This window comes from Streptomyces sp. NPDC093065 (assembly GCF_044754585.1).
In the GTDB taxonomy this organism is placed as follows: domain Bacteria; phylum Actinomycetota; class Actinomycetes; order Streptomycetales; family Streptomycetaceae; genus Streptomyces.
The window spans coordinates 26,497-43,542 of the sequence record NZ_JBIVPJ010000005.1 but is presented as its reverse complement, the minus strand read 5'-3'; the positions used below and the strand labels follow the sequence as shown (position 1 = coordinate 43,542).

Below are 17,046 nucleotides of genomic sequence, written 5' to 3'. Positions count from 1 at the left end.
ATACGGGAGTTGCGGGGGTGGCTTACGCGGTCCAGTCGAGGATGACCTTGCCGCCGCGACCGCTCGCCGCGTCGGCGAAGGCGGCCTCGAAGTCGCGGTGGGAGTACCGGCCGGTGATCACGGGGGCGAGGTCGAGGCCGCCTTCGAGCAGCACGGACATGGCGTACCAGGTCTCGAACATCTCGCGGCCGTAGATGCCCTTGACGGTGATCATGGAGGTGACGATCCGGGCCCAGTCGACCGGGAACTCCTCGGCGGGCAGGCCGAGCATGGCGATCCGGCCGCCGTGCGTCATGTTGGCGATCATGTCGCGCATGGCCTCGGGGCGGCCGGACATCTCCAGGCCGATGTCGAAGCCCTCGCGCAGGCCCAGCTCCCGCTGCCCGTCGGCGATGGTCGCGGCCGAGACGTTCAGGGCGAGGCTGACGCCGACCTTGCGGGCCAGTTCCAGCCGCTCCTCGCTCACGTCGGTGACGACGACGTTGCGGGCGCCCGCGTGCCGGGCCACGGCGGCGGCCATCAGGCCGATCGGTCCGGCGCCGGTGATGAGGACGTCCTCGCCGACCAGCGGGAAGGACAGCGCGGTGTGCACGGCGTTGCCGAACGGGTCGAAGATCGCGGCGACGTCGAGGTCGACGGGGACGCGGTGCACCCAGACGTTTCCGGCGGGCAGGGCGACGTACTCGGCGAACGCCCCGTCGCGGCCGACGCCGAGGCCGACGGTGGCGCGGCACAGGTGGCGCCGTCCGGCCAGGCAGTTGCGGCACTTGCCGCAGACCAGGTGGCCCTCGCCGCTGACCCGGTCGCCGGTCTTGACGTCGGTGACGTCGCGCCCGGTCCCGACGACCTCGCCGACGAACTCGTGGCCGACGACGAGCGGGGTGCGGATGGCCTGCTGCGCCCAGCCGTCCCAGGCCCTGATGTGCAGGTCGGTGCCGCAGATGCCGGTGCGCAGCACCTTGATGAGTACGTCACCGGGTCCGACGGTGGGCTCCGGGACGTCGCTGAGCCACAGCCCGGGCTCCGCCTTCTCCTTGACCAGCGCCTTCAACGCTACGGCTCCTGACGGGGGTGAGGTCCCGGCGCGGGGCATGCCGAGGCGGCCCGCGTCCGGGAAGGGGAGGGGAATCGCACAGCAATCTGCCGTACGGGACCGCCCCCGGTCCATCGAGCCTTTCTTAAGCCCGGCCGCAGCTTTCCTTCACGCCGCACGCCCCAAGCACCCCGTTGTCCTGCGATTCACAGCGGGAGCCCGTCCTCAGCGCTGCGTTCGATGCGCCGTACGAGGTCGGCCGCCGCGGACTTGATCGCCGCCAGGCCCGCGGTCCCCCAGGTGCGGGGCCGCACGTCGGCGGCTGAGACGGTGCCGAGGACCGTCCCCGTGCTGTCGATGAGCGGGGCACCCAGGTAGGAGCGGATCCCGAAGGCGTCGACGACGGGGTTGCCCGCGAAGCGCGGGTAGTCGCGCACGTCCTCCAGCACCAGCGCCTTGCGTCGGACCACCACATGGGGGCAGAAGCCGTGGTCACGGGGCTGGACCCGGCCGAACTCGGGACTGGTCCCGTCCCCGCGCGTCACCGGGGGGACGTCCGGCACCCGCAGGCCCGCGAAGAACTGCCCGCCCTCCACCAGGAAGTTGACCATCGCGTACGGCGCCTCGGCGAGGCCGGCGAGATGCGCGGCGAACGCGTCGAGGGCGGGATCGGCGCGTTCCGCCAGGCCCAGCCGGCGCAGCCGCCGCACCCGGGCGGGGGCCTCGCGGTCCTCGGGGGTGAGCAGCAGGCGTCCGGCCGGGCGCGGCGGGTCGTAGCTCATGGGCGGACTCCGGCCCCGAACCCCGAGGCGGGGGCCGGGGTGTGGGCGATGAGATGGCGTACGAGGGTGAGCAGCGTCTGGACGCCGGAGCTGGAGATCCGGGCGTCGCAGCGCACGATCGGGATCTCGGGGTGCAGGTCCATGGCCGCGCGCACCTCCTCGGGGTCGTAGCGGTGGGCGCCGTCGAACTGGTTGATCGCGACGACGAAGCCGAGGCCGCGCTCCTCGAAGAAGTCGACGGCGGCGAAGGACTCCTCCAGGCGCCGGGTGTCGGCGAGGATCACCGCACCGAGCGCGCCTTCGCACAGCTCGTCCCACATGAACCAGAAGCGTTCCTGGCCGGGCGTTCCGAAGAGGTACAGGACGTGTTCGGCATCGAGGGTGAGGCGGCCGAAGTCCATGGCCACGGTTGTTTCGAGTTTGTTCTCGATTCCGTCGAGGTTGTCGGTCGCGGCGCTGACCGTGGTGAGCAGTTCCTCCGTGCTCAGCGGCGCGATCTCGCTGACCGCGCCGACGAAGGTCGTCTTTCCGACGCCGAATCCGCCCGCCACCAGGATCTTCAGGGCGGTGGGGAACGGGTCGGCGCCTTCGCCGTGTGCGTGGTCAGAGCTGTCGTCGTAGTCCATCGAGCACTGCCTCCAGAAGGGCCCGGTCCGTGGGATTGTGGTGGAACGCGGCGGGGGGTTTGGTGGTCAGCGCGCCGCAGTCGACGAGGTCCGAGAGCAGCACCTTGGTGACCGCCACCGGAAGCCGCAGACGGGCGGCGAGTTCGGCGACCGGGAGGGGCGCCGGGCACAGGTCGAGTGCCTGCGTGTGCTCGGGTCCGAGGTAGCCGAGGGGGGTCGCCCCGGTGGCCATGACCTGGGACATCAGATCGAGCGCGACGGTGGGCCGGGTACGGCCGTTGCTGACGGTGAAGGGCCGCACCAGCCGTCCGGCCGCGTCGTCGAGCCAGGGCCCGTCGCCGGCCGCGGCCACCGTCAAGGCCTCATCGCCGGGGGTTCGACGGTGTGCTGCCGGGGTGCGGTGACCAGGTAGGGGCGGACGCTCTTGACCAGCATCGCCATCTCGTAGCCGAGCACGGCCGCGTCGGCCTCGCGTCCGGCCAGCACGGCGAGGCAGGTTCCGGAGCCCGCGGTGGTGACGAAGAGCAGGGTCGAGTCGAGCTCGACGACGACCTGCCGCACGTCACCGCCGTCGCCGAAGCGGACACCGGCACTGCGGCCGAGGGAGTACAGGCCGGAGGCCAGGGCCGCCATGTGGTCGGCGCTGTCGGCGTCGAGTCCGTGGACGGACTTCACCAGCCCGTCGGCGGACAGCAGAACCGCGCTTCTCGTGTGCGGCACGCGCTGGACGAGGCCGCTCATCAGCCAGTCGAGGTCGGACACTTGGCCGGTCGGCGCATCGCTCGCCATGGTGGATCGACTCCTTGGGGTACGAAGGTCTGCGGGAGCGCGGGTCGTGTGAGTGGGGGTGGTCATGGGTGGGGTGGTCGTGCGGGCGGGGTGGGAAGTGGGGGTGCGGGTGGTCATTCGGAGGGCGCACCCGGGTCGCCGTGGGTCGCTGTCAGGGGCGCCCGTCCGGTGGGCTGCCGGCCCTCCGCGAGGCCGATGCCGCGCTGGAAGGCGGCCATCAGGCCCGGGTCGTGCCCGGTGTACTGCTCGGGCTCCTGGCGGGGTACGGGACCGCCGCGCAGCTGGGGGACGATGTGCTCCTGGGCGCGGCGGCGCGGCAGTTGGGGCTTTCCCATGGTGCCGCGCACCGCGCTGTGCCTCGGGACGGGCGGGGTGGCCGCGTGTTCGGCGACGACGCCCCGGTCCTCGGGCCGCACACCGGGCACGGCGGCGGCCGGGGTGGGCCGGTTCCGGTGCGTGCCGCGCACGGGCAGCGGCGCTGGTTCGCCGGCGGCCCTGCGGGCCTCGACGGGGCCGGGCGCCTCGGGAGCGGGGGCGGGAGCAGGAGCGGGGACAGGAGCGGGGACAGGAGCGGGAGTGAACGCGGGGGCAGGCGGAGGTGCGGCCGGATCCGGTACCGCGGGCAGCGGCGTCGGTGCGGCCGGAGGGGGCGCGTCGAAGGCCGGCACGTCCGGGGTCGGCATGTGCCCGGTGACGGACATGTCCGGGGCCTGCGGCACCGCGGGAGACACGGCCCGCACCTGCTGCCGGGGCGGCGCCACGTGCACCGGGCCGGCGCTGGTGACCTCGGCCGGACGGGCGGCACCGGCGGGAAGCGCGCCCGGCTCCGTGCCCAGCAGCGCCTGCGGCACGACCAGTACGGCCTGGACACCGCCGTAGATGTTGGTCTGCAGCCGGACGGTGATCCCGTGCCGCTTGGCGAGCTGGGAGACGACGAACAGTCCGATGCGCCCGTCCGCGAGCAGGCGGGCGACGTTGACCTGGTCGGGGTCGGCGAGCAGGGCGTTCATCCGGTCCTGCTCGCCGACGGGCATGCCGAGTCCGCGGTCCTCGACCTCGACGGCGAGGCCCGAGGTGACGAGGTTGGCGCGCATCAGCACCTGGGTCTGCGGGGCTGAGAACAGGGTGGCGTTCTCGACGAGTTCGGCGAGCAGGTGGATGACGTCGGCGACGGCGTGGCCGCGCAGGGTGCCGTCGATCGGCGGGACCAGCCGGACCCGGGAGTACTGCTCGACCTCGGCGATGGCAGAGCGCAGCACCTCGGTCATGTCCACCGGGTTGCTCCACTGCCGGCGGGAGACGGCGCCGCCGAGCACGGCGAGGTTCTCCGCGTGGCGGCGGATGCGGGTGGCGAGGTGGTCGACGTGGAAGAGGCCCTTGAGGAGGTCGGGGTCCTCGATCTCGTTCTCCAGCTCGTCCAGGATGGAGATCTCCCGGTGCACCAGGGACTGTAGGCGCCGGGCGAGGTTGACGAAGACCTCAAGCTTCTGTTCGCTGCCCGCCTGGCTGGAGAGCTGGGCGGCCCGGACGACGGCGGTGACGGCCCCGTCGTGGGCGCGGGAGAGGTCGGCGGCGAGCAGTTCGAAGTCGTCGGCGTCGTCCGGCGGGCCACCGCGCGGTGTGCGCGGGGACGGGGTCTCGCCCCGGCGCAACGCCTCGACGACGGCCCGCAGTTCCCCCTCGTGGCGTGCGGTGCCGCGGCGCAGGGCGCCGACGCGGTCGTGCACCGACCGCGCCGCGCGGCCGGCGGCGACGGCGGCGATGACGACGGCCGCGACGGTCACCGAGAGGGCCCCGGCCAGTAAGCCCCACAGGACGGGGCCGGGCCGGGCGCCGGTGGACCGGACGGTGAACAGGACGACCGCGCTGGCGCTGAGGGCGACCGCGACCGGCGGCAGGACGGCGAGCCGCAGTAGTTGGGGCCGTATCTGGGTCTCGGGCGGCGCGGCGGTGGTACGTGGGGCCGGCCGGCCGTGCCGCCCGCCCTCGCGGCGGTCTGCGCGCGCGGCCGGTGCGCGGAGGTGAGACATCGGTGTCCTCGTACTGGTCCGTGTACTGGTTGGTCGGCCCTACGTCGCCCGACGGACACTGACAGTAGTCGCCTGGCCCTCATGTGCGGTGGGCAGTTGCCAAAGTCCCTCGGCCAACGTCCCGCTCTGGTATGAGGCCTCGTACGACAGACCGATAAGCCGGATACGCAACCGTTCGACCATGACGGGGAACCGGTCCGACTCGATCAGAAACGGTCACCGTCGGTGACCGGAAACCGGAAGCCGGAGCACCCCGGTTGAGGCACACGGGCGGGTACGGGACCCCTCGGACGCCAGGCGCCGGCAGGGGGCGAACCGGGCGATGCCCACGACGGCCTGCCGCGAGTATCGACGAACCCGTATCGACGAACCCATTGACGCCCCCACACCCCCGTGAAACAAGTATATGGATTTTGTATCTTCGACTCACTGGGGGCCCGATGACCGACACCAGCCCGGACGCCGCACCCCGTGCCGCGACGTTCACCACCCGCTCCCCGGCGACCGGCGAACCTCTCGCCGAGCATCCGGTCGACGGCCCCGAGGAGGTGGCCCGGGCCGTGGCGCGGGCCCGGCAGGCGCAGGCGGGGTGGGCCGCGCTGCCTGCGGCCCGGCGCCGTGAGCAACTGCTGCGCTGGAAGCGGACGCTCGCCGCCGAACTGGACACCGTCGCCCGGACCGTCGCCGAGGAGACCGGCAAGCCGGCCGGGGACGCCGAGCTGGAGGTCGTCCTCACGCTGGAGCACCTGGGGTGGGCCGCTCGCAACGCCGATCGCGTGCTGCGCCGGCGGCGGGTGCGCACCGGGCTGTTCACCGTCCACCAACGGGCGTCGCTGGTGCACCGGCCGCTGGGCGTGGTCGGTGTGATCGGCCCGTGGAACTACCCCTGCTACACCCCGATGGGCTCCGTCGGGTACGCCCTGGCGGCCGGGAACGCCGTGGTCCTCAAGCCCTCCGAACTGACCCCGGGCACCGGCGTCCTGCTCGCCGAGTTGTTCGACCGGGCCGTGCCCGCGCACGCCGGGCTGCTCGCCACCGTGACCGGCGCCGCGGCCACCGGGGAGGCGCTGGCCCGCTCCGGGGTCGACAAGCTGGCGTTCACCGGGTCGCCCGGGACGGCGCGCGAGGTGATGGCGGTGTGCGCGCGGACGCTGACGCCGTTCCTCGCCGAGTGCGGCGGCAAGGACGCAGTGATCGTCACCGCGGACGCTGACCTGGACGCCGCCGCGGACGCGATCGTGTGGGGCGCGTTCAGCAACGCCGGGCAGACCTGTGCGGGTGTGGAGCGCGTCTACGCCGTGCGCGAGATCCACGAGGCGCTGTGCGAACGGGTGGTGCGGCGCGCCGGCGCGCTGCGGCCGGGCTCGGACGGGGACGCGGACTACGGGCCGATGACCCTGCCGGGCCAGATCGCGACCGTGGAGCGGCACGTGGCCTCGGCGGTGTCGTCGGGCGCGCGGGCCCTGCTGGGCGGCCCCGGGTCGGGCCGGGCGCCGTATGTCGCGCCCGTCGTCCTGACCGGGGTGCCGCAGGAGTCGTCCGCGATGACGGAGGAGACCTTCGGGCCGGTCGTCGCCGTCGACGCGGTGGCCGACGTGGACGAGGCGGTGGCCCGCGCCAACGACTCGCGGTACGCCCTGGGAGCCGCGGTCTTCTGCGGCAGCCGGCGCACCGGGGCCGCGATCGCGGCGCGGCTGCGCGCGGGGGCGGTGTCGGTGAACTCGGTGCTGGGCTTCGCGGCCGTACCGGCGCTGCCGTTCGGCGGTTCGCGGGACTCCGGCTTCGGGCGGATCCACGGGGCGGAGGGACTGCGGGCGTTCACGGCGGTGCAGTCGACGACCGTGCAGCGGTTCACCCCGCCGGTCGCGCTGACCTCGTTCGAGGTGCCGGCCGCCACCCGGGAGCGCGCGGTGCGGCTGGCCCGGGCACTGCACCTGCGGCACTGAACCACCGGTCGGCGCCCGGCCGTTCAGGCGTTGAGGAGGGGGGCCAGGTAGCGACGGGCGAAGGCGCGGGCCTGGTCCTCGTCCTCCATCTCGATGCAGCCGGCGGGGTTGAGCAGGAAGGAGACCGCCACCCGCACCATGAGTTCGGCGACGGGCCGCGGATCGTCGCCGGGCCGGCCCTCGGCCTGCTGGGCACGGCGCAGGTGGCCCGTCAGGTAGTCGACGGTGGCGGCGAGCGAGGAGCCGCCCTGCACGGTGAGGTACGGCAGCACCACCTCGGGCTCAAGGCGCAGCAGGCCCCCGAAGAGCGGGTGCGCGCGGGTGTGGCGCAGGGCGACCACGAATCCCTCGACGACCCGTTCCTCCATGGTCGGCAGGGCGGCCACCGCCGCGTCCAGCCGCTGGAAGAACCGCCTGTTCTCGCGCAGCAGCGTCTGCTCGACCAGCGTGTCCTTGTTCTGGAAGCGCCGGTAGACGGTGACCCGGGAGACACCGGCCCGTCTGGCGACGTCGTCCATGGAGGAACGGCGCAGGCCGAAGACGGTGAACTGCTCCAGCGCGGCGTCGAGGATGCGTCGCGCCGTCGGGTCCTCCGTCCCGGCCGCCAGGACCGTACTCACGAATCCGACACCTCCGTCCCGAGAGAACGAGAAACAACTACCCGCACTTTGTCACACGACTTCTGGAGGACCTGATGGGAAGCCGTCTCACCGAGGAGCAGTCCGCGTTCGTCGCGGCCGTCAGAGATTTCGCCGAGCGCGAGTGCGGCACCCGGCAGCAGCGCGACGCACTGACCGGCGAGGGCCGGGGCGCCCACCATCCCGGGCTGTACGGCAGGCTCGCGGAACTGGGCTGGCTCGGGGTGTGCCTGCCCGAGGAGTACGGGGGTGCCGGCGGCGGGCTGGCCGACGCCTGCCTCTTCCTGGAGGAGACCTCCTACGGGATGGTCCCGGCCGGCGGTTTCGTCACCACCGTCATCGCCGCCAAGGCGTACGAGCGGTTCGGCAGCGAGCGGCAGCGCCACGAGGTGCTGTCCGGCGTCGTGCGCGGCGACGTCCTGTCGATCGCCATGTCGGAGCCGGAGGCGGGTTCCGACGTCGGTGCCCTTCGCTGCCGGGCCCGGCAGGCGGCGGACGGCACCTGGCTGATCGAGGGGCAGAAGACCTGGATCTCCAACGCCCACTGTGCCGAGGGCATCCTGCTGGTGGCCCGCACCGGCGAGGACAAGCACGGCGGACTGACCATGTTCCACCTGCCCTCCGGCACCCCGGGCGTGGAGGTGCGGGGCATCGACACCATGGGCGGCCGGGAGGTGAACGACGTGTTCCTCACCGACGTCCGGCTTCCCGCCGACGCCGTGGTGGGCCGGGTGAACGACGGCTGGCGGCAGCTGATGGCCGGACTGAACCACGAGCGCCTGCTCCTGGCCTCGAACATGCTGGGCCTGGCCCGCCGGGCGTTCGACGACGCGCTCGGCTACGTCCGCGAGCGCGAGCAGTTCGGGCGGCCCGTCGGTTCCTTCCAGGCGCTGCGGCACCGGGTGGCCGACCTCGCCACCGAGATCGAGTGCACCCGGCTGCTGGTGCGCGAGGTGGCCCTGGACTGCGACGCCGAGCCGGACAGGCTGTTCCCGCGGGAGGCGTCGATGGCCAAGCTGAAGGCCACGGAGGTCGCCAAGCGGGCGGCCCTGGAGGGCATGCAGATGATGGGCGGCTACGGCTACACGACCGAGTTCGACATGGAACGCCATCTGCGGGCCGCGGTCGTCTCCACGGTCTACGGCGGAACCAGCGAGATCCAGCGGGACGTGATCGGCAAGACGTACGGTCTCTGAGCCGGCCGGTGAACGAGCGGCGTCGCCCGCCCTCCGTCCGGGGGGGGGCGGGCGACGCCGTCGGGTTCCCGCGGTGGGCCGCGCTCAGTCGCCGTACAGACCGGACAGCGTCTCGGCGTACTTGTCCCGGATGACCCGGCGCCGCATCTTCAGCGAGGGTGTCAGCTCGCCGGTCGCCGGGCCCCACTCCCCGGCCAGCAGCTCGTACCGCTTCACCTGCTCGGTGCGGCTGAGCCGGGAGTTGGCCGCGGCCACCGCCCGGTCCACCTCCGCCCTGACGGCCGGGTGCCCCACCAGCCCGGCGACCGTGCCGTCCGCCTCGACGCCGTTGGCGGCGGCCCAGGCGGGGGCGGCCTCCGCGTCCAGCACCAGCAGGGCGACGAGGTAGGAGCGCCGGTCGCCGTGCACCAGGGCCTGACCGATCAGCGGGTGCTCCTTGAGCGCGTTCTCCACCAGGGCCGGGGAGACGTTCTTGCCGGTCGAGGTGACGATCATCTCCTTCTTCCGGTCGGTGAGCCAGAGGTAGCCGTCCTCGTCCGTCCGCCCGATGTCGCCGGTGGCCAGCCAGCCGTCCGCGTCCAGGGCCGACCGCACCGATCCGTCCGGCCGGAGGTAGCCGGAGAAGACGGACTCTCCCCGCACCTCGATCTCGCCGTCCGCGGCGAGCCGTACCTCCACGGACTCCACGGGGCGTCCCACCGAGCCGAGCCGGAATCCGGTCCGGGGGCTGTTGGTGGTGGCCACGCCGGTGGTCTCGGTCAGCCCCCAGGCATCCATGATCACGACGCCGAACCCGGCCCAGAAGTCGACCACGTCGAACGGCATCGGCGCCGAGGCGCTGGCCGCCCAGGTCACCCGGTCGAGGCCGCCCGCCGCCAGCAGCGGCAGCAGCACCTCCTCTCGGGCGCGGGCGTAGCGCTCCTCCAGTTCGGCGGGCGGCGACTCGCCCCGCTCGCGGTACCCGACGTGCTCCCGGGCCACCGCGGACGCCGCGTCGATGGCCTCCCGCTGCTCGGCCGGCATCAGGGAGAGGACGGCCCGCACGGCGGCGCACAGTTTCTCCCAGATCCGCGGCACGCCGAAGAACTGCGCGGGGCGCACCTTGCGCACGACCGTGCCCACGGCGGCCGGGTCGGCGCAGAGGTGGACGTGCGAGGCCCGGTGACAGGGCAGGTAGATGCCCAGCATGCGCTCCGCGATGTGGGCGAACGGCAGGTAGCAGATGTGCTCGACGTGCGGCGGCAGCTCCACCACGGCGTCCAGCGCCAGGGCGTTGGCCATCACCTGGCGGTGGGTCAGGACGACGCCCTTGGGCTCGCCGGTGGTGCCGGAGGTGTAGACGACGGTCAGCGGGTCCCCGGGGCTCGCCGCGTCCAGTTCCTTGACGAACGGCTCGGTCGCCGGTTCCCCGAGCAGGGTCTCGTACGGGGTGTGGCCGCCCTCGGCGCCCACCTCGGCCACCACCAGCCGTTCAAGGGGGGTGTCCGCGTCGGTCAGGAGCGGCTCCCACAGCGCCGCCTGCGCCGCCCCTTCCACTACGGCGAGGCGGGCCCGGCAGTTGCGGGCGATGTGGGTGATCTGCTCGGGGGCCGCGGTGCCGTAGACGCTGACCGGCACGGCACCCAGGCGGACCAGTGCCAGGTCGGACAGCCAGTGTTCGGGCCGGTTGGCCATCATCAGGAGCACGTGGTCGCCGCGGCCGACGCCGAGTGCCGCGTATCCGGCGGCCAGGCGCTCGGTGTGCTCGTGGATCGCCGCCCAGGTGAGCGTCGTCCAGCCGCCGTCCCCGTCCGCCGGCTGCCAGGAGAGCCCGGGAAGCGCGGGGTGGTCCCGGGCGTTGCGGGCCAGCAGCCGGGGCAGGGTCGCCGGCCGGTCCGGTGTGTCCGGGGGTTCGCCGGTGGTACGGGGCTCTGGAGTCATCGGGGCCTCCTTGGGGGTCGGACGGGGACGGCCGGCGGCTCAGCCGAGGAGGGAGCGGCCGATGATCTCCTTCATGATCTCGGTGGTGCCGCCGTAGATGGTCTGGACGCGCCCGTCGAGGAACGCCCTGGCCACCCGGTACTCGCTCATGTAGCCGTAGCCGCCGTGGAGTTGCAGGCAGCGGTCGGCGACCCGCTTCTGGAACTCGGTGGCCCACCACTTGGCCATCGAGGCGTGCACGGCGTCGAGCCGGCCCTCGTTGTGCTCGGTGACGCAGCGGTCGAGGAAGGTGCGGGTGACCGCCGCCTCGGTGGCCATCTCGGCGATCTCGAAGCGGATGTGCTGGAGCCCGGCCAGCGGCCGTCCGAAGGCCTCGCGCTCCTTCACGTACCGCGTGGTGACGTCCAGGATCTCCTCGGCCGCCGCGGCGGCGCCGACCGCGATGGCCAGCCGCTCCTGGGCGAGGTTGTCCATGAGGTGGGTGAAGGCGCGGTTCTCCTCCCCCAGCAGGTTCTCCTTGGGGACGCGTACGTCGTCGAAGAACAACTCGGCGGTGTCCTGGGCCTTCTGGCCGATCTTCGCGAGGTTGCGGCCGCGTTCGAAGCCCTCCGTGCCGCGTTCGACGACGAGCAGGCTCTGTCCCGCGCTGCCGCCCTCGGGGGTGGTGCGGGCGACCACGACGACGAGGTCGGCGAGGATGCCGTTGGAGATGAAGGTCTTCGAGCCGTTGAGCAGGTAGTGGTCGCCCTGGTCGGTGGCGGTGGTGCGGATGCCCTGGAGGTCGGAGCCGGCGCCGGGTTCCGTCATGGCGACGGCGGTGACGATGTCGCCGGAGACGAAGCCCGGCAGCCAGCGCCGCTTCTGCTCCTCGGTGGCGAGCCGGGTCAGGTAGGGGCCGACGATGTCGTTGTGCAGGCTCAGCGCCAGTCCGGAGGCACCGGCGCGGGCGAACTCCTCGATGAGCACGGCGCTGTAGCGGAAGTCGTCGGTGCCACCGCCGCCGTACTCCTCGCCGACGGCCAGGCCCAGCAGGCCCTGGCGGCCCGCCGAGCACCACACCTCGCGGTCGACGAGGCCGTTGCGCTCCCATCGTTCGTGGTGCGGGGTCACCTCTTTGGCGAGGAAGGTCCGCACCGTCTCGCGGAAGGCCTCGTGGTCGGGGCCGTACAGGTCTCGGCGCAGTGTCACAGCCAGCTCCTCACTCGCTCGATCAGCCGGGCCGGTTCCGCCCCGACGGGCGTGCCGTTGAGCATCGTCACGCCCGACTCGCGGAACGCCTCGACGCGTTCGCGGACGTGGCCCTCGGGACCGGCCAGGCAGATCCGCTCCAGCAGTTCGGCGGGGACGGCGGCCTCCGCCTCCTTCTTGCGGCCCGCGAGAAAGTGCTCCTGGACGGCGGACGCGGCGGCCTCGTAGCCGTAGGCGCAGATCAGGTCGTGGTAGAAGTTGCGGCCCGGGGCGCCCATGCCGCCGACGTACAGGGCGACGGTGGGACGCATCAGGTCGCGGACCGCCGCGGCGTCGTCGCCGATGGCGAGCAGGCCGCCCGCGACGACGGCGAGCGGCCCGAGCGCGGGGTCGCGCCGCCCGGTGCCCTCGGCCAGTGCCGGGCCCCACACCTTCGCGGCGTGTTCCGGGGCGTAGAGGAACGGCAGCCAGCCGTCGGCGAGTTCGGCGGTCTTCCGGACGTTGGCCGGGCCGAGTGCGGCGACGTACACGGGGATGGTGTCGCGGACCGGGTGGGTGAGCAGCTTCAGGGGCTTGCCGAGGGTGCCGCCCTTCTCGGGCGGCAGGGGCAGGTCGGTGATGCCGTGGTGCTCGATCACCTCGCGCCGCCAGATCCGCCGCGACAACTCGATCACCTCACGGGTGCGGCCCAGTGGGCGGTCGTAGCGGCGGCCGTGCCAGCCCTCGACGACCTGGGGTCCGGAGGCACCGATGCCGAGGACGGCCCGGCCGCCGGAGAGGGCGTCGAGTCCGGCGGCGGTCTGGGCGATGAGGGCGGGGGTGCGCGAGTAGACGTTGAGGATGGCCGAGCCGATGCGCATGCGGTCGGTCTTCGCGGCCAGGTAGCCCATGATCGTCGGGGAGTCGAAGCCGTACGCCTCGGCCACCCAGACGGCGTCGAGACCCGCGGACTCCAGGGCGGCGGCCCGGTCCGCGGCCTCGCGCGGATCGCCCGAGTAGGCCAGCGGTGAGGACAGTTCCATCAGCAGCGGCCCTTCGGCAGTGCGGACAGGTCGGAAGGCTCCATACAGGCCGGGCAGGTCCGGCAGACCCCGGTCGCGGGTCACGTCGGCGGTGTGCGCGACCGGTACCCTACTGAGCGTTCGCTAAGAACGTAGAAGCGCGCCGCCGATCGGTCAACGTCCTGAACGACAGGATTTTCCCTGGCACTTGACGAGTCACCGAACCGTCGCCGCACACTGGTCCCACGAAACCGGCACACATCTGCCGCAGTCACTTATCGATCGCTAAGCTGCCGAGGAAGGTAGTGAGCCCGAGGAGAGTCGTTGAACACCGAGCCGAGCCAGGACACCAAGGCCCCAGCGCAGCACTGGCGCTCCTACGGGCCGCTCGACCTGCACCCGATCCTGGTTCACGCCATGGAGGCCTTCAACGAGCACGGTTACCACGGCACTTCAGTGCGGAACATCGCCGGCCGGGTCGGCGTCACCGTGCCCGCGCTGTACTACCACTACGAGAACAAGCAGGCCCTGCTGGCGACCCTGCTGGAGACCTCCATCAGGGACGTCCTGGACCGTTGCCGCGCGGCGGCCGCGGAGGCCGGGCCCGCACCGCTGGCACGGTTCTGCGGCATGGTCGAGTCGATCGTGCTCTACATGGCGCACCGCAGGTCGCTGGCGTTCCTGGACACCGAGATACGGAGTCTGGAGCCCGCCAACCGGGCCCGCTACGTGGCGCTGCGCGACTATCTCCAGCACATGCTGCTCGACACGGTCGAAGCGGGCCGCGCCGAGGGCGTGTTCACCACCACGATCCCGGCCGACGCCGTGCGTGCGGTCCTCATCATGTGCCAGGGCGTCGCCAACTGGTTCCGTCCCGACGGCCCGCTCACCGCGGAAGAGGTCGCCGAACGCCACGTCCTGCTGAGTCTGGGCACGGTGGGCCACCCCGTCGGCTCCCCCGCCCTCCGGGACCCGGCGCCGTACAGCTCCCGATGACATCGACGAGAGGACACCGCATGGACCGGCACCAGGCCCGTACCCGCTTCCAGGCGCTCCGTGAGACGCGGGACCGGGTCGAGGCGGCCGCACTGGACGCCGTCTGGGCCGCACTGGACACCGTCCGGCCCGAGGAGATCCTCGGCGAGTGGAAGGGCGGCGAGTTCGACACCGGCCACCCCCTCAACGGCGAGCTGGCGAAGGCCGGTTGGTACGGCAAGACGTTCGAGTCCGTGCACGACGCCAAGCCGCTGATGTGCCGTGACCCGGCGGGCGGGCTGTACTCCGACCTGGAGCTGGGCAAGGGCGAGGCCAGCCTGTGGACCGTGGAGTTCCGGGGCGAGTCGACGGCCACGATGGTCTACGACGGCCGGCCGGTCCTCGACCACTTCAAACGGGTCGACGACGCCACCCTCATGGGCATCATGAACGGCAAGGGCGTTCCCGCCGACGGCCCCTACTACTACTTCTTCCTGGAGCGCGTCGCCGGTGCCGCCTCCGCCGGACGGCGGTCCGGAGAGGACGCGTGAGGCGTGCCCGCGCCGCGGTCGTCCGGGAGCCGGGCGAGCCCTTCGACCTGCGGGAGGTGGAGCTGGAGGAACCGCGTCCGCGCGAGGTGCTGGTCGGGATGACGGCGGTGGGGGTGTGCCACACGGACCTGGGGATCCAGGCACGCTGGCCGCGGCGACTCACCCCCATGGTCTTCGGTCACGAGGGCGCCGGCCGGGTCGAGGTGGTGGGCACCGAGGTGACCGGTGTCGTGCCGGGGGACACCGTCTGTCTCACGTTCGCCAGTTGCGGCGCGTGCCCGCGCTGCGCGGCGGGGCATCCGGCGTACTGCGACTCGGCGCGGGACCTGAACCTCTCCGGCGGGCGCGGCGACGGCACGACCCCGCTCCGGCTCGACGGCGCCCCTCTGCACGGCGGATTCTTCGGCCAGTCCAGCTTCGCCACGCGCGCCGTGGTCCACGAGCGCGGGGTGGTCAAGGTGCCCTCCGACCTGCCGGCCACGTTCGCCGCGCCGCTGGGCTGCGGGGGCCAGACGGGTGCGGGGACCGTACTCAACCGGCTGCGTCCCGGACCGGGGACCTCTCTCGTGGTCCTCGGGGCCGGCGGGGTCGGGCTGAGTGCGCTGATGGCCGCGGTGGCCGTGGGCTGCGATCCGGTGGTGGCCGTCGACCCGGTGGCCTCCCGGCGGGACCTGGCCGTCGCACTCGGCGCCCGGGCCGCCCTGCCCCCGGGCGACGGTCTGGCCGCCGCGGTGCGCGAGCTGACCGACGGCGGGGCGCACCACGTCGTGGACACCACGGGCCGGCCGGAGATGATCGACCGCGCCGTCGCCGCGCTGCGTCCGCGCGGAGAACTCGCCCTCCTCGGCCTCGGCGGCGAGGTGACGTTCGACATGATGCGCCTGATGACCAAGGGGATCCGCCTCCACGGCGTGATGGAGGGCGACTCCGACCCCGCCCGTTTCATCCCCGAGCTGATCGCTCTGCACCGGCGCGGCCTCTTCCCGCTGGACCGGCTGGTCACCCCGTTCGCCTTCGAGGAGATCGGCGCCGCCGTGGCCGCCATGCGGGACGGCAGCGCGGTCAAGCCGGTCCTCACCTTCCCCGACCCGGCCGACGCCCCCGGGCCGGTCGGGACAAGGGCCCGCAAGGCCCCGGGCCGCCCGGGCGGGGTGTGATTGACTGAACCGCATGGTCCCGCCTCCGCATCCGCCCGTACGCCGGTGACCGCCGATCCGGCCACGGCCGCCCGGCCCCGCAACCGCAAGCAGCTCATCGTCGAGGCGGCGGGCCGGGTCTTCAGCGAACGCGGGTACCACAGGGCGTCCATGGAGGAGATCGCCGCCGGCGTGGGCATCACCGCGGCGGCCCTGTACCGGCACTTCCCGAACAAGTACGCGCTCTTCGCCGAGTGCGCCGACGTCATGGCGGACGGACTGGTCGCCGCGCTCGACGAGGTGCCGCCCGGCGCGCCCCTGGCGGACGTGCTCCTCGCCGTCGCCCGGGTCACCGTCGCGCGTCGCGCGTCGGGCGGTGTGTACCGGTGGGAGGCCCGCTACCTCAACCGCGAGGACCGCCGGCACCTCGGAGAGAAGTTCGGGCGGGTCGTCGGGCGGGTGGACGAGGCGGTGCAGCGCGAACATCCCCTGGCCGACGAGCGGTTGCGCGCAGTGGCCGCCCTCGGTGCGATCGGTTCCATCACGATGCACCGCACCTCGATCGCCGGGCGCCGGGCCGAGCGTCTGCTGACGGATTCCGCGCTGCGCGTGGCCGCCACCGATCCCGCCGCCGTCCACGAGGGCGCGCGCCCGGTGGAGCCGCCCGCCCAGCCCGTGCCGCGCACCCGGCGTGCGGAGATCCTCGCCGCCGCCGTCCCGCTGTTCGCCCGGGACGGGTTCGCGAACGTCACGAACGGCCAGATCGCCCGGGAGGTGGGACTGGCCCCGTCCGCGCTCTACCGCCACTACCCCGGCAAGGTCGACATCCTGGCGGCGGCGTGTCTCCAGGCGGCGGGACTGCTGGCCCAGTGGGTGGAGCGGAGCCTGCGGGAGGTGGACGACCCGCGCGAGGCCGTGGTCGCGCTGGCGGCGACGTACGTGGCCTACTGCTTCGAGTACACCGCGCTCAACAGCGTCGCCGAGGCCGAGTTGGCCGGTCTGCCGGCTGATCTGCGGCGGCCTCTGGTCCTCGCCCAGCGGGAGCACGTCGCCGTCTGGGAACAGCAGTTGCGGCTGGCCCGCCCCGGGTTGGACCCGCGGCAGGCGCGGGTGCTGGTGCACGCGGGGTTCGGTGTGGTGGTCGAGGCCGGGCGCGGACTGCGGTGGCGGGACGGCCTCGACCACCGTGACGCGGTGACCGCTCTCGTCGTCGGCGCCCTGGGGCTGTGAGCGGG

16 protein-coding genes are annotated in these 17,046 nt (G+C 73.2%); 6 read left to right on the top strand and 10 right to left on the bottom strand.

The genetic code is table 11. From position 1 onward, the window contains the following. Nucleotides 1-22: 22 nt before the first annotated feature. The 6 genes from tdh to ACIQFU_RS10970 form a co-directional block, all read right to left on the bottom strand. On the bottom strand, nucleotides 23-1,051 hold the full coding sequence (gene tdh / locus ACIQFU_RS10995) for an L-threonine 3-dehydrogenase (RefSeq protein ID WP_402550575.1): 1,029 nt from the start codon (nucleotides 1,049-1,051) through the stop codon (nucleotides 23-25). A 188-nt stretch (nucleotides 1,052-1,239) separates the two neighbouring features. Beyond that, nucleotides 1,240-1,815, bottom strand: coding sequence for a GAF domain-containing protein (locus tag ACIQFU_RS10990; protein WP_402550574.1), 576 nt, complete (start codon nucleotides 1,813-1,815; stop codon nucleotides 1,240-1,242). After that, the gene (locus ACIQFU_RS10985) at nucleotides 1,812-2,441 is read right to left on the bottom strand and encodes a GTP-binding protein (RefSeq protein ID WP_402550573.1); all 630 of its coding nucleotides are present in this window, start codon (nucleotides 2,439-2,441) and stop codon (nucleotides 1,812-1,814) included. The genes ACIQFU_RS10990 and ACIQFU_RS10985 overlap by 4 nt, the downstream gene beginning before the upstream one ends. Next, entirely contained in the window at nucleotides 2,419-2,793 is a 375-nt protein-coding gene (locus ACIQFU_RS10980; protein ID WP_402550915.1) for a DUF742 domain-containing protein, read from the bottom strand. Before ACIQFU_RS10980 ends, ACIQFU_RS10985 begins: the two co-directional genes overlap by 23 nt. A gap of 2 nt (nucleotides 2,794-2,795) precedes the next feature. Beyond that, nucleotides 2,796-3,230: a roadblock/LC7 domain-containing protein gene (locus ACIQFU_RS10975; protein WP_402550572.1), complete on the bottom strand. Its 435-nt coding sequence runs from the start codon at nucleotides 3,228-3,230 to the stop codon at nucleotides 2,796-2,798. 113 nt (nucleotides 3,231-3,343) lie between these two features. After that, entirely contained in the window at nucleotides 3,344-5,260 is a 1,917-nt protein-coding gene (locus ACIQFU_RS10970) for an ATP-binding protein (protein ID WP_402550571.1), read from the bottom strand. 440 nt (nucleotides 5,261-5,700) lie between these two features. On the opposite strand from ACIQFU_RS10970, the gene ACIQFU_RS10965 reads away from it, so the two are divergent. Then, a complete protein-coding gene (locus ACIQFU_RS10965; RefSeq protein WP_402550570.1) occupies nucleotides 5,701-7,206 on the top strand; it encodes an aldehyde dehydrogenase family protein in 1,506 nt (501 codons plus the stop codon). A 23-nt stretch (nucleotides 7,207-7,229) separates the two neighbouring features. Here the strand turns inward: ACIQFU_RS10965 and ACIQFU_RS10960 are convergent, their stop codons facing one another. Next, the gene (locus ACIQFU_RS10960) at nucleotides 7,230-7,826 is read right to left on the bottom strand and encodes a TetR/AcrR family transcriptional regulator (protein WP_402550569.1); all 597 of its coding nucleotides are present in this window, start codon (nucleotides 7,824-7,826) and stop codon (nucleotides 7,230-7,232) included. A gap of 74 nt (nucleotides 7,827-7,900) precedes the next feature. Here ACIQFU_RS10960 and ACIQFU_RS10955 point away from each other — a divergent pair, with 74 nt between their 5' ends. Then, complete coding sequence (locus ACIQFU_RS10955; RefSeq protein WP_402550568.1) at nucleotides 7,901-9,040, top strand: acyl-CoA dehydrogenase family protein; 1,140 nt, start codon at nucleotides 7,901-7,903, stop codon at nucleotides 9,038-9,040. An 84-nt stretch (nucleotides 9,041-9,124) separates the two neighbouring features. Here ACIQFU_RS10955 and ACIQFU_RS10950 read toward each other — a convergent pair whose 3' ends face one another. Genes ACIQFU_RS10950 through ACIQFU_RS10940 form a run of 3 tightly spaced genes read right to left on the bottom strand, consistent with a single transcriptional unit; the run spans nucleotide 9,125 to nucleotide 13,170 of the window. Continuing rightward, the gene (locus tag ACIQFU_RS10950; RefSeq protein ID WP_402550567.1) at nucleotides 9,125-10,960 is read right to left on the bottom strand and encodes an AMP-dependent synthetase/ligase; all 1,836 of its coding nucleotides are present in this window, start codon (nucleotides 10,958-10,960) and stop codon (nucleotides 9,125-9,127) included. 39 nt (nucleotides 10,961-10,999) lie between these two features. Beyond that, entirely contained in the window at nucleotides 11,000-12,148 is a 1,149-nt protein-coding gene (locus ACIQFU_RS10945) for a long-chain specific acyl-CoA dehydrogenase (RefSeq protein WP_402550566.1), read from the bottom strand. After that, nucleotides 12,145-13,170, bottom strand: a complete 1,026-nt coding sequence (locus ACIQFU_RS10940) for an LLM class F420-dependent oxidoreductase (protein ID WP_402550565.1) — start codon at nucleotides 13,168-13,170, stop codon at nucleotides 12,145-12,147. The genes ACIQFU_RS10945 and ACIQFU_RS10940 overlap by 4 nt, the downstream gene beginning before the upstream one ends. Nucleotides 13,171-13,473: 303 nt before the next feature. Here ACIQFU_RS10940 and ACIQFU_RS10935 point away from each other — a divergent pair, with 303 nt between their 5' ends. From ACIQFU_RS10935 to ACIQFU_RS10920, 4 genes are read left to right on the top strand one after another with little or no spacing between them, the layout of a single operon-like run. Then, on the top strand, nucleotides 13,474-14,145 hold the full coding sequence (locus ACIQFU_RS10935; RefSeq protein ID WP_402550564.1) for a TetR/AcrR family transcriptional regulator: 672 nt from the start codon (nucleotides 13,474-13,476) through the stop codon (nucleotides 14,143-14,145). A 20-nt stretch (nucleotides 14,146-14,165) separates the two neighbouring features. Next, nucleotides 14,166-14,675 carry a DUF4334 domain-containing protein gene (locus ACIQFU_RS10930; RefSeq protein ID WP_402550563.1) on the top strand — a complete coding sequence of 170 codons (510 nt, stop codon included), beginning with the start codon at nucleotides 14,166-14,168 and terminating at the stop codon, nucleotides 14,673-14,675. After that, a complete protein-coding gene (locus tag ACIQFU_RS10925; RefSeq protein WP_402550562.1) occupies nucleotides 14,672-15,832 on the top strand; it encodes an NAD(P)-dependent alcohol dehydrogenase in 1,161 nt (386 codons plus the stop codon). Before ACIQFU_RS10930 ends, ACIQFU_RS10925 begins: the two co-directional genes overlap by 4 nt. A gap of 45 nt (nucleotides 15,833-15,877) precedes the next feature. After that, complete coding sequence (locus tag ACIQFU_RS10920) at nucleotides 15,878-17,041, top strand: TetR/AcrR family transcriptional regulator (protein WP_402550561.1); 1,164 nt, start codon at nucleotides 15,878-15,880, stop codon at nucleotides 17,039-17,041. The last annotated feature ends 5 nt before the right edge of the window (nucleotides 17,042-17,046 follow it).

Bases quoted from the DNA above. Each gene is read 5' to 3' on its own strand.
- ACIQFU_RS10990 (WP_402550574.1), bottom strand. From the start codon at position 1,815: ATGAGCTACGACCCGCCGCGCCCGGCCGGACGCCTGCTGCTCACCCCC.
- ACIQFU_RS10985 (WP_402550573.1), bottom strand. From the start codon at position 2,441: ATGGACTACGACGACAGCTCTGACCACGCACACGGCGAAGGCGCCGAC.
- ACIQFU_RS10975 (WP_402550572.1), bottom strand. From the start codon at position 3,230: ATGGCGAGCGATGCGCCGACCGGCCAAGTGTCCGACCTCGACTGGCTG.
- ACIQFU_RS10970 (WP_402550571.1), bottom strand. From the start codon at position 5,260: ATGTCTCACCTCCGCGCACCGGCCGCGCGCGCAGACCGCCGCGAGGGC.
- ACIQFU_RS10965 (WP_402550570.1), top strand. From the start codon at position 5,701: ATGACCGACACCAGCCCGGACGCCGCACCCCGTGCCGCGACGTTCACC.
- ACIQFU_RS10955 (WP_402550568.1), top strand. From the start codon at position 7,901: ATGGGAAGCCGTCTCACCGAGGAGCAGTCCGCGTTCGTCGCGGCCGTC.
- ACIQFU_RS10950 (WP_402550567.1), bottom strand. From the start codon at position 10,960: ATGACTCCAGAGCCCCGTACCACCGGCGAACCCCCGGACACACCGGAC.
- ACIQFU_RS10940 (WP_402550565.1), bottom strand. From the start codon at position 13,170: ATGGAACTGTCCTCACCGCTGGCCTACTCGGGCGATCCGCGCGAGGCC.
- ACIQFU_RS10930 (WP_402550563.1), top strand. From the start codon at position 14,166: ATGGACCGGCACCAGGCCCGTACCCGCTTCCAGGCGCTCCGTGAGACG.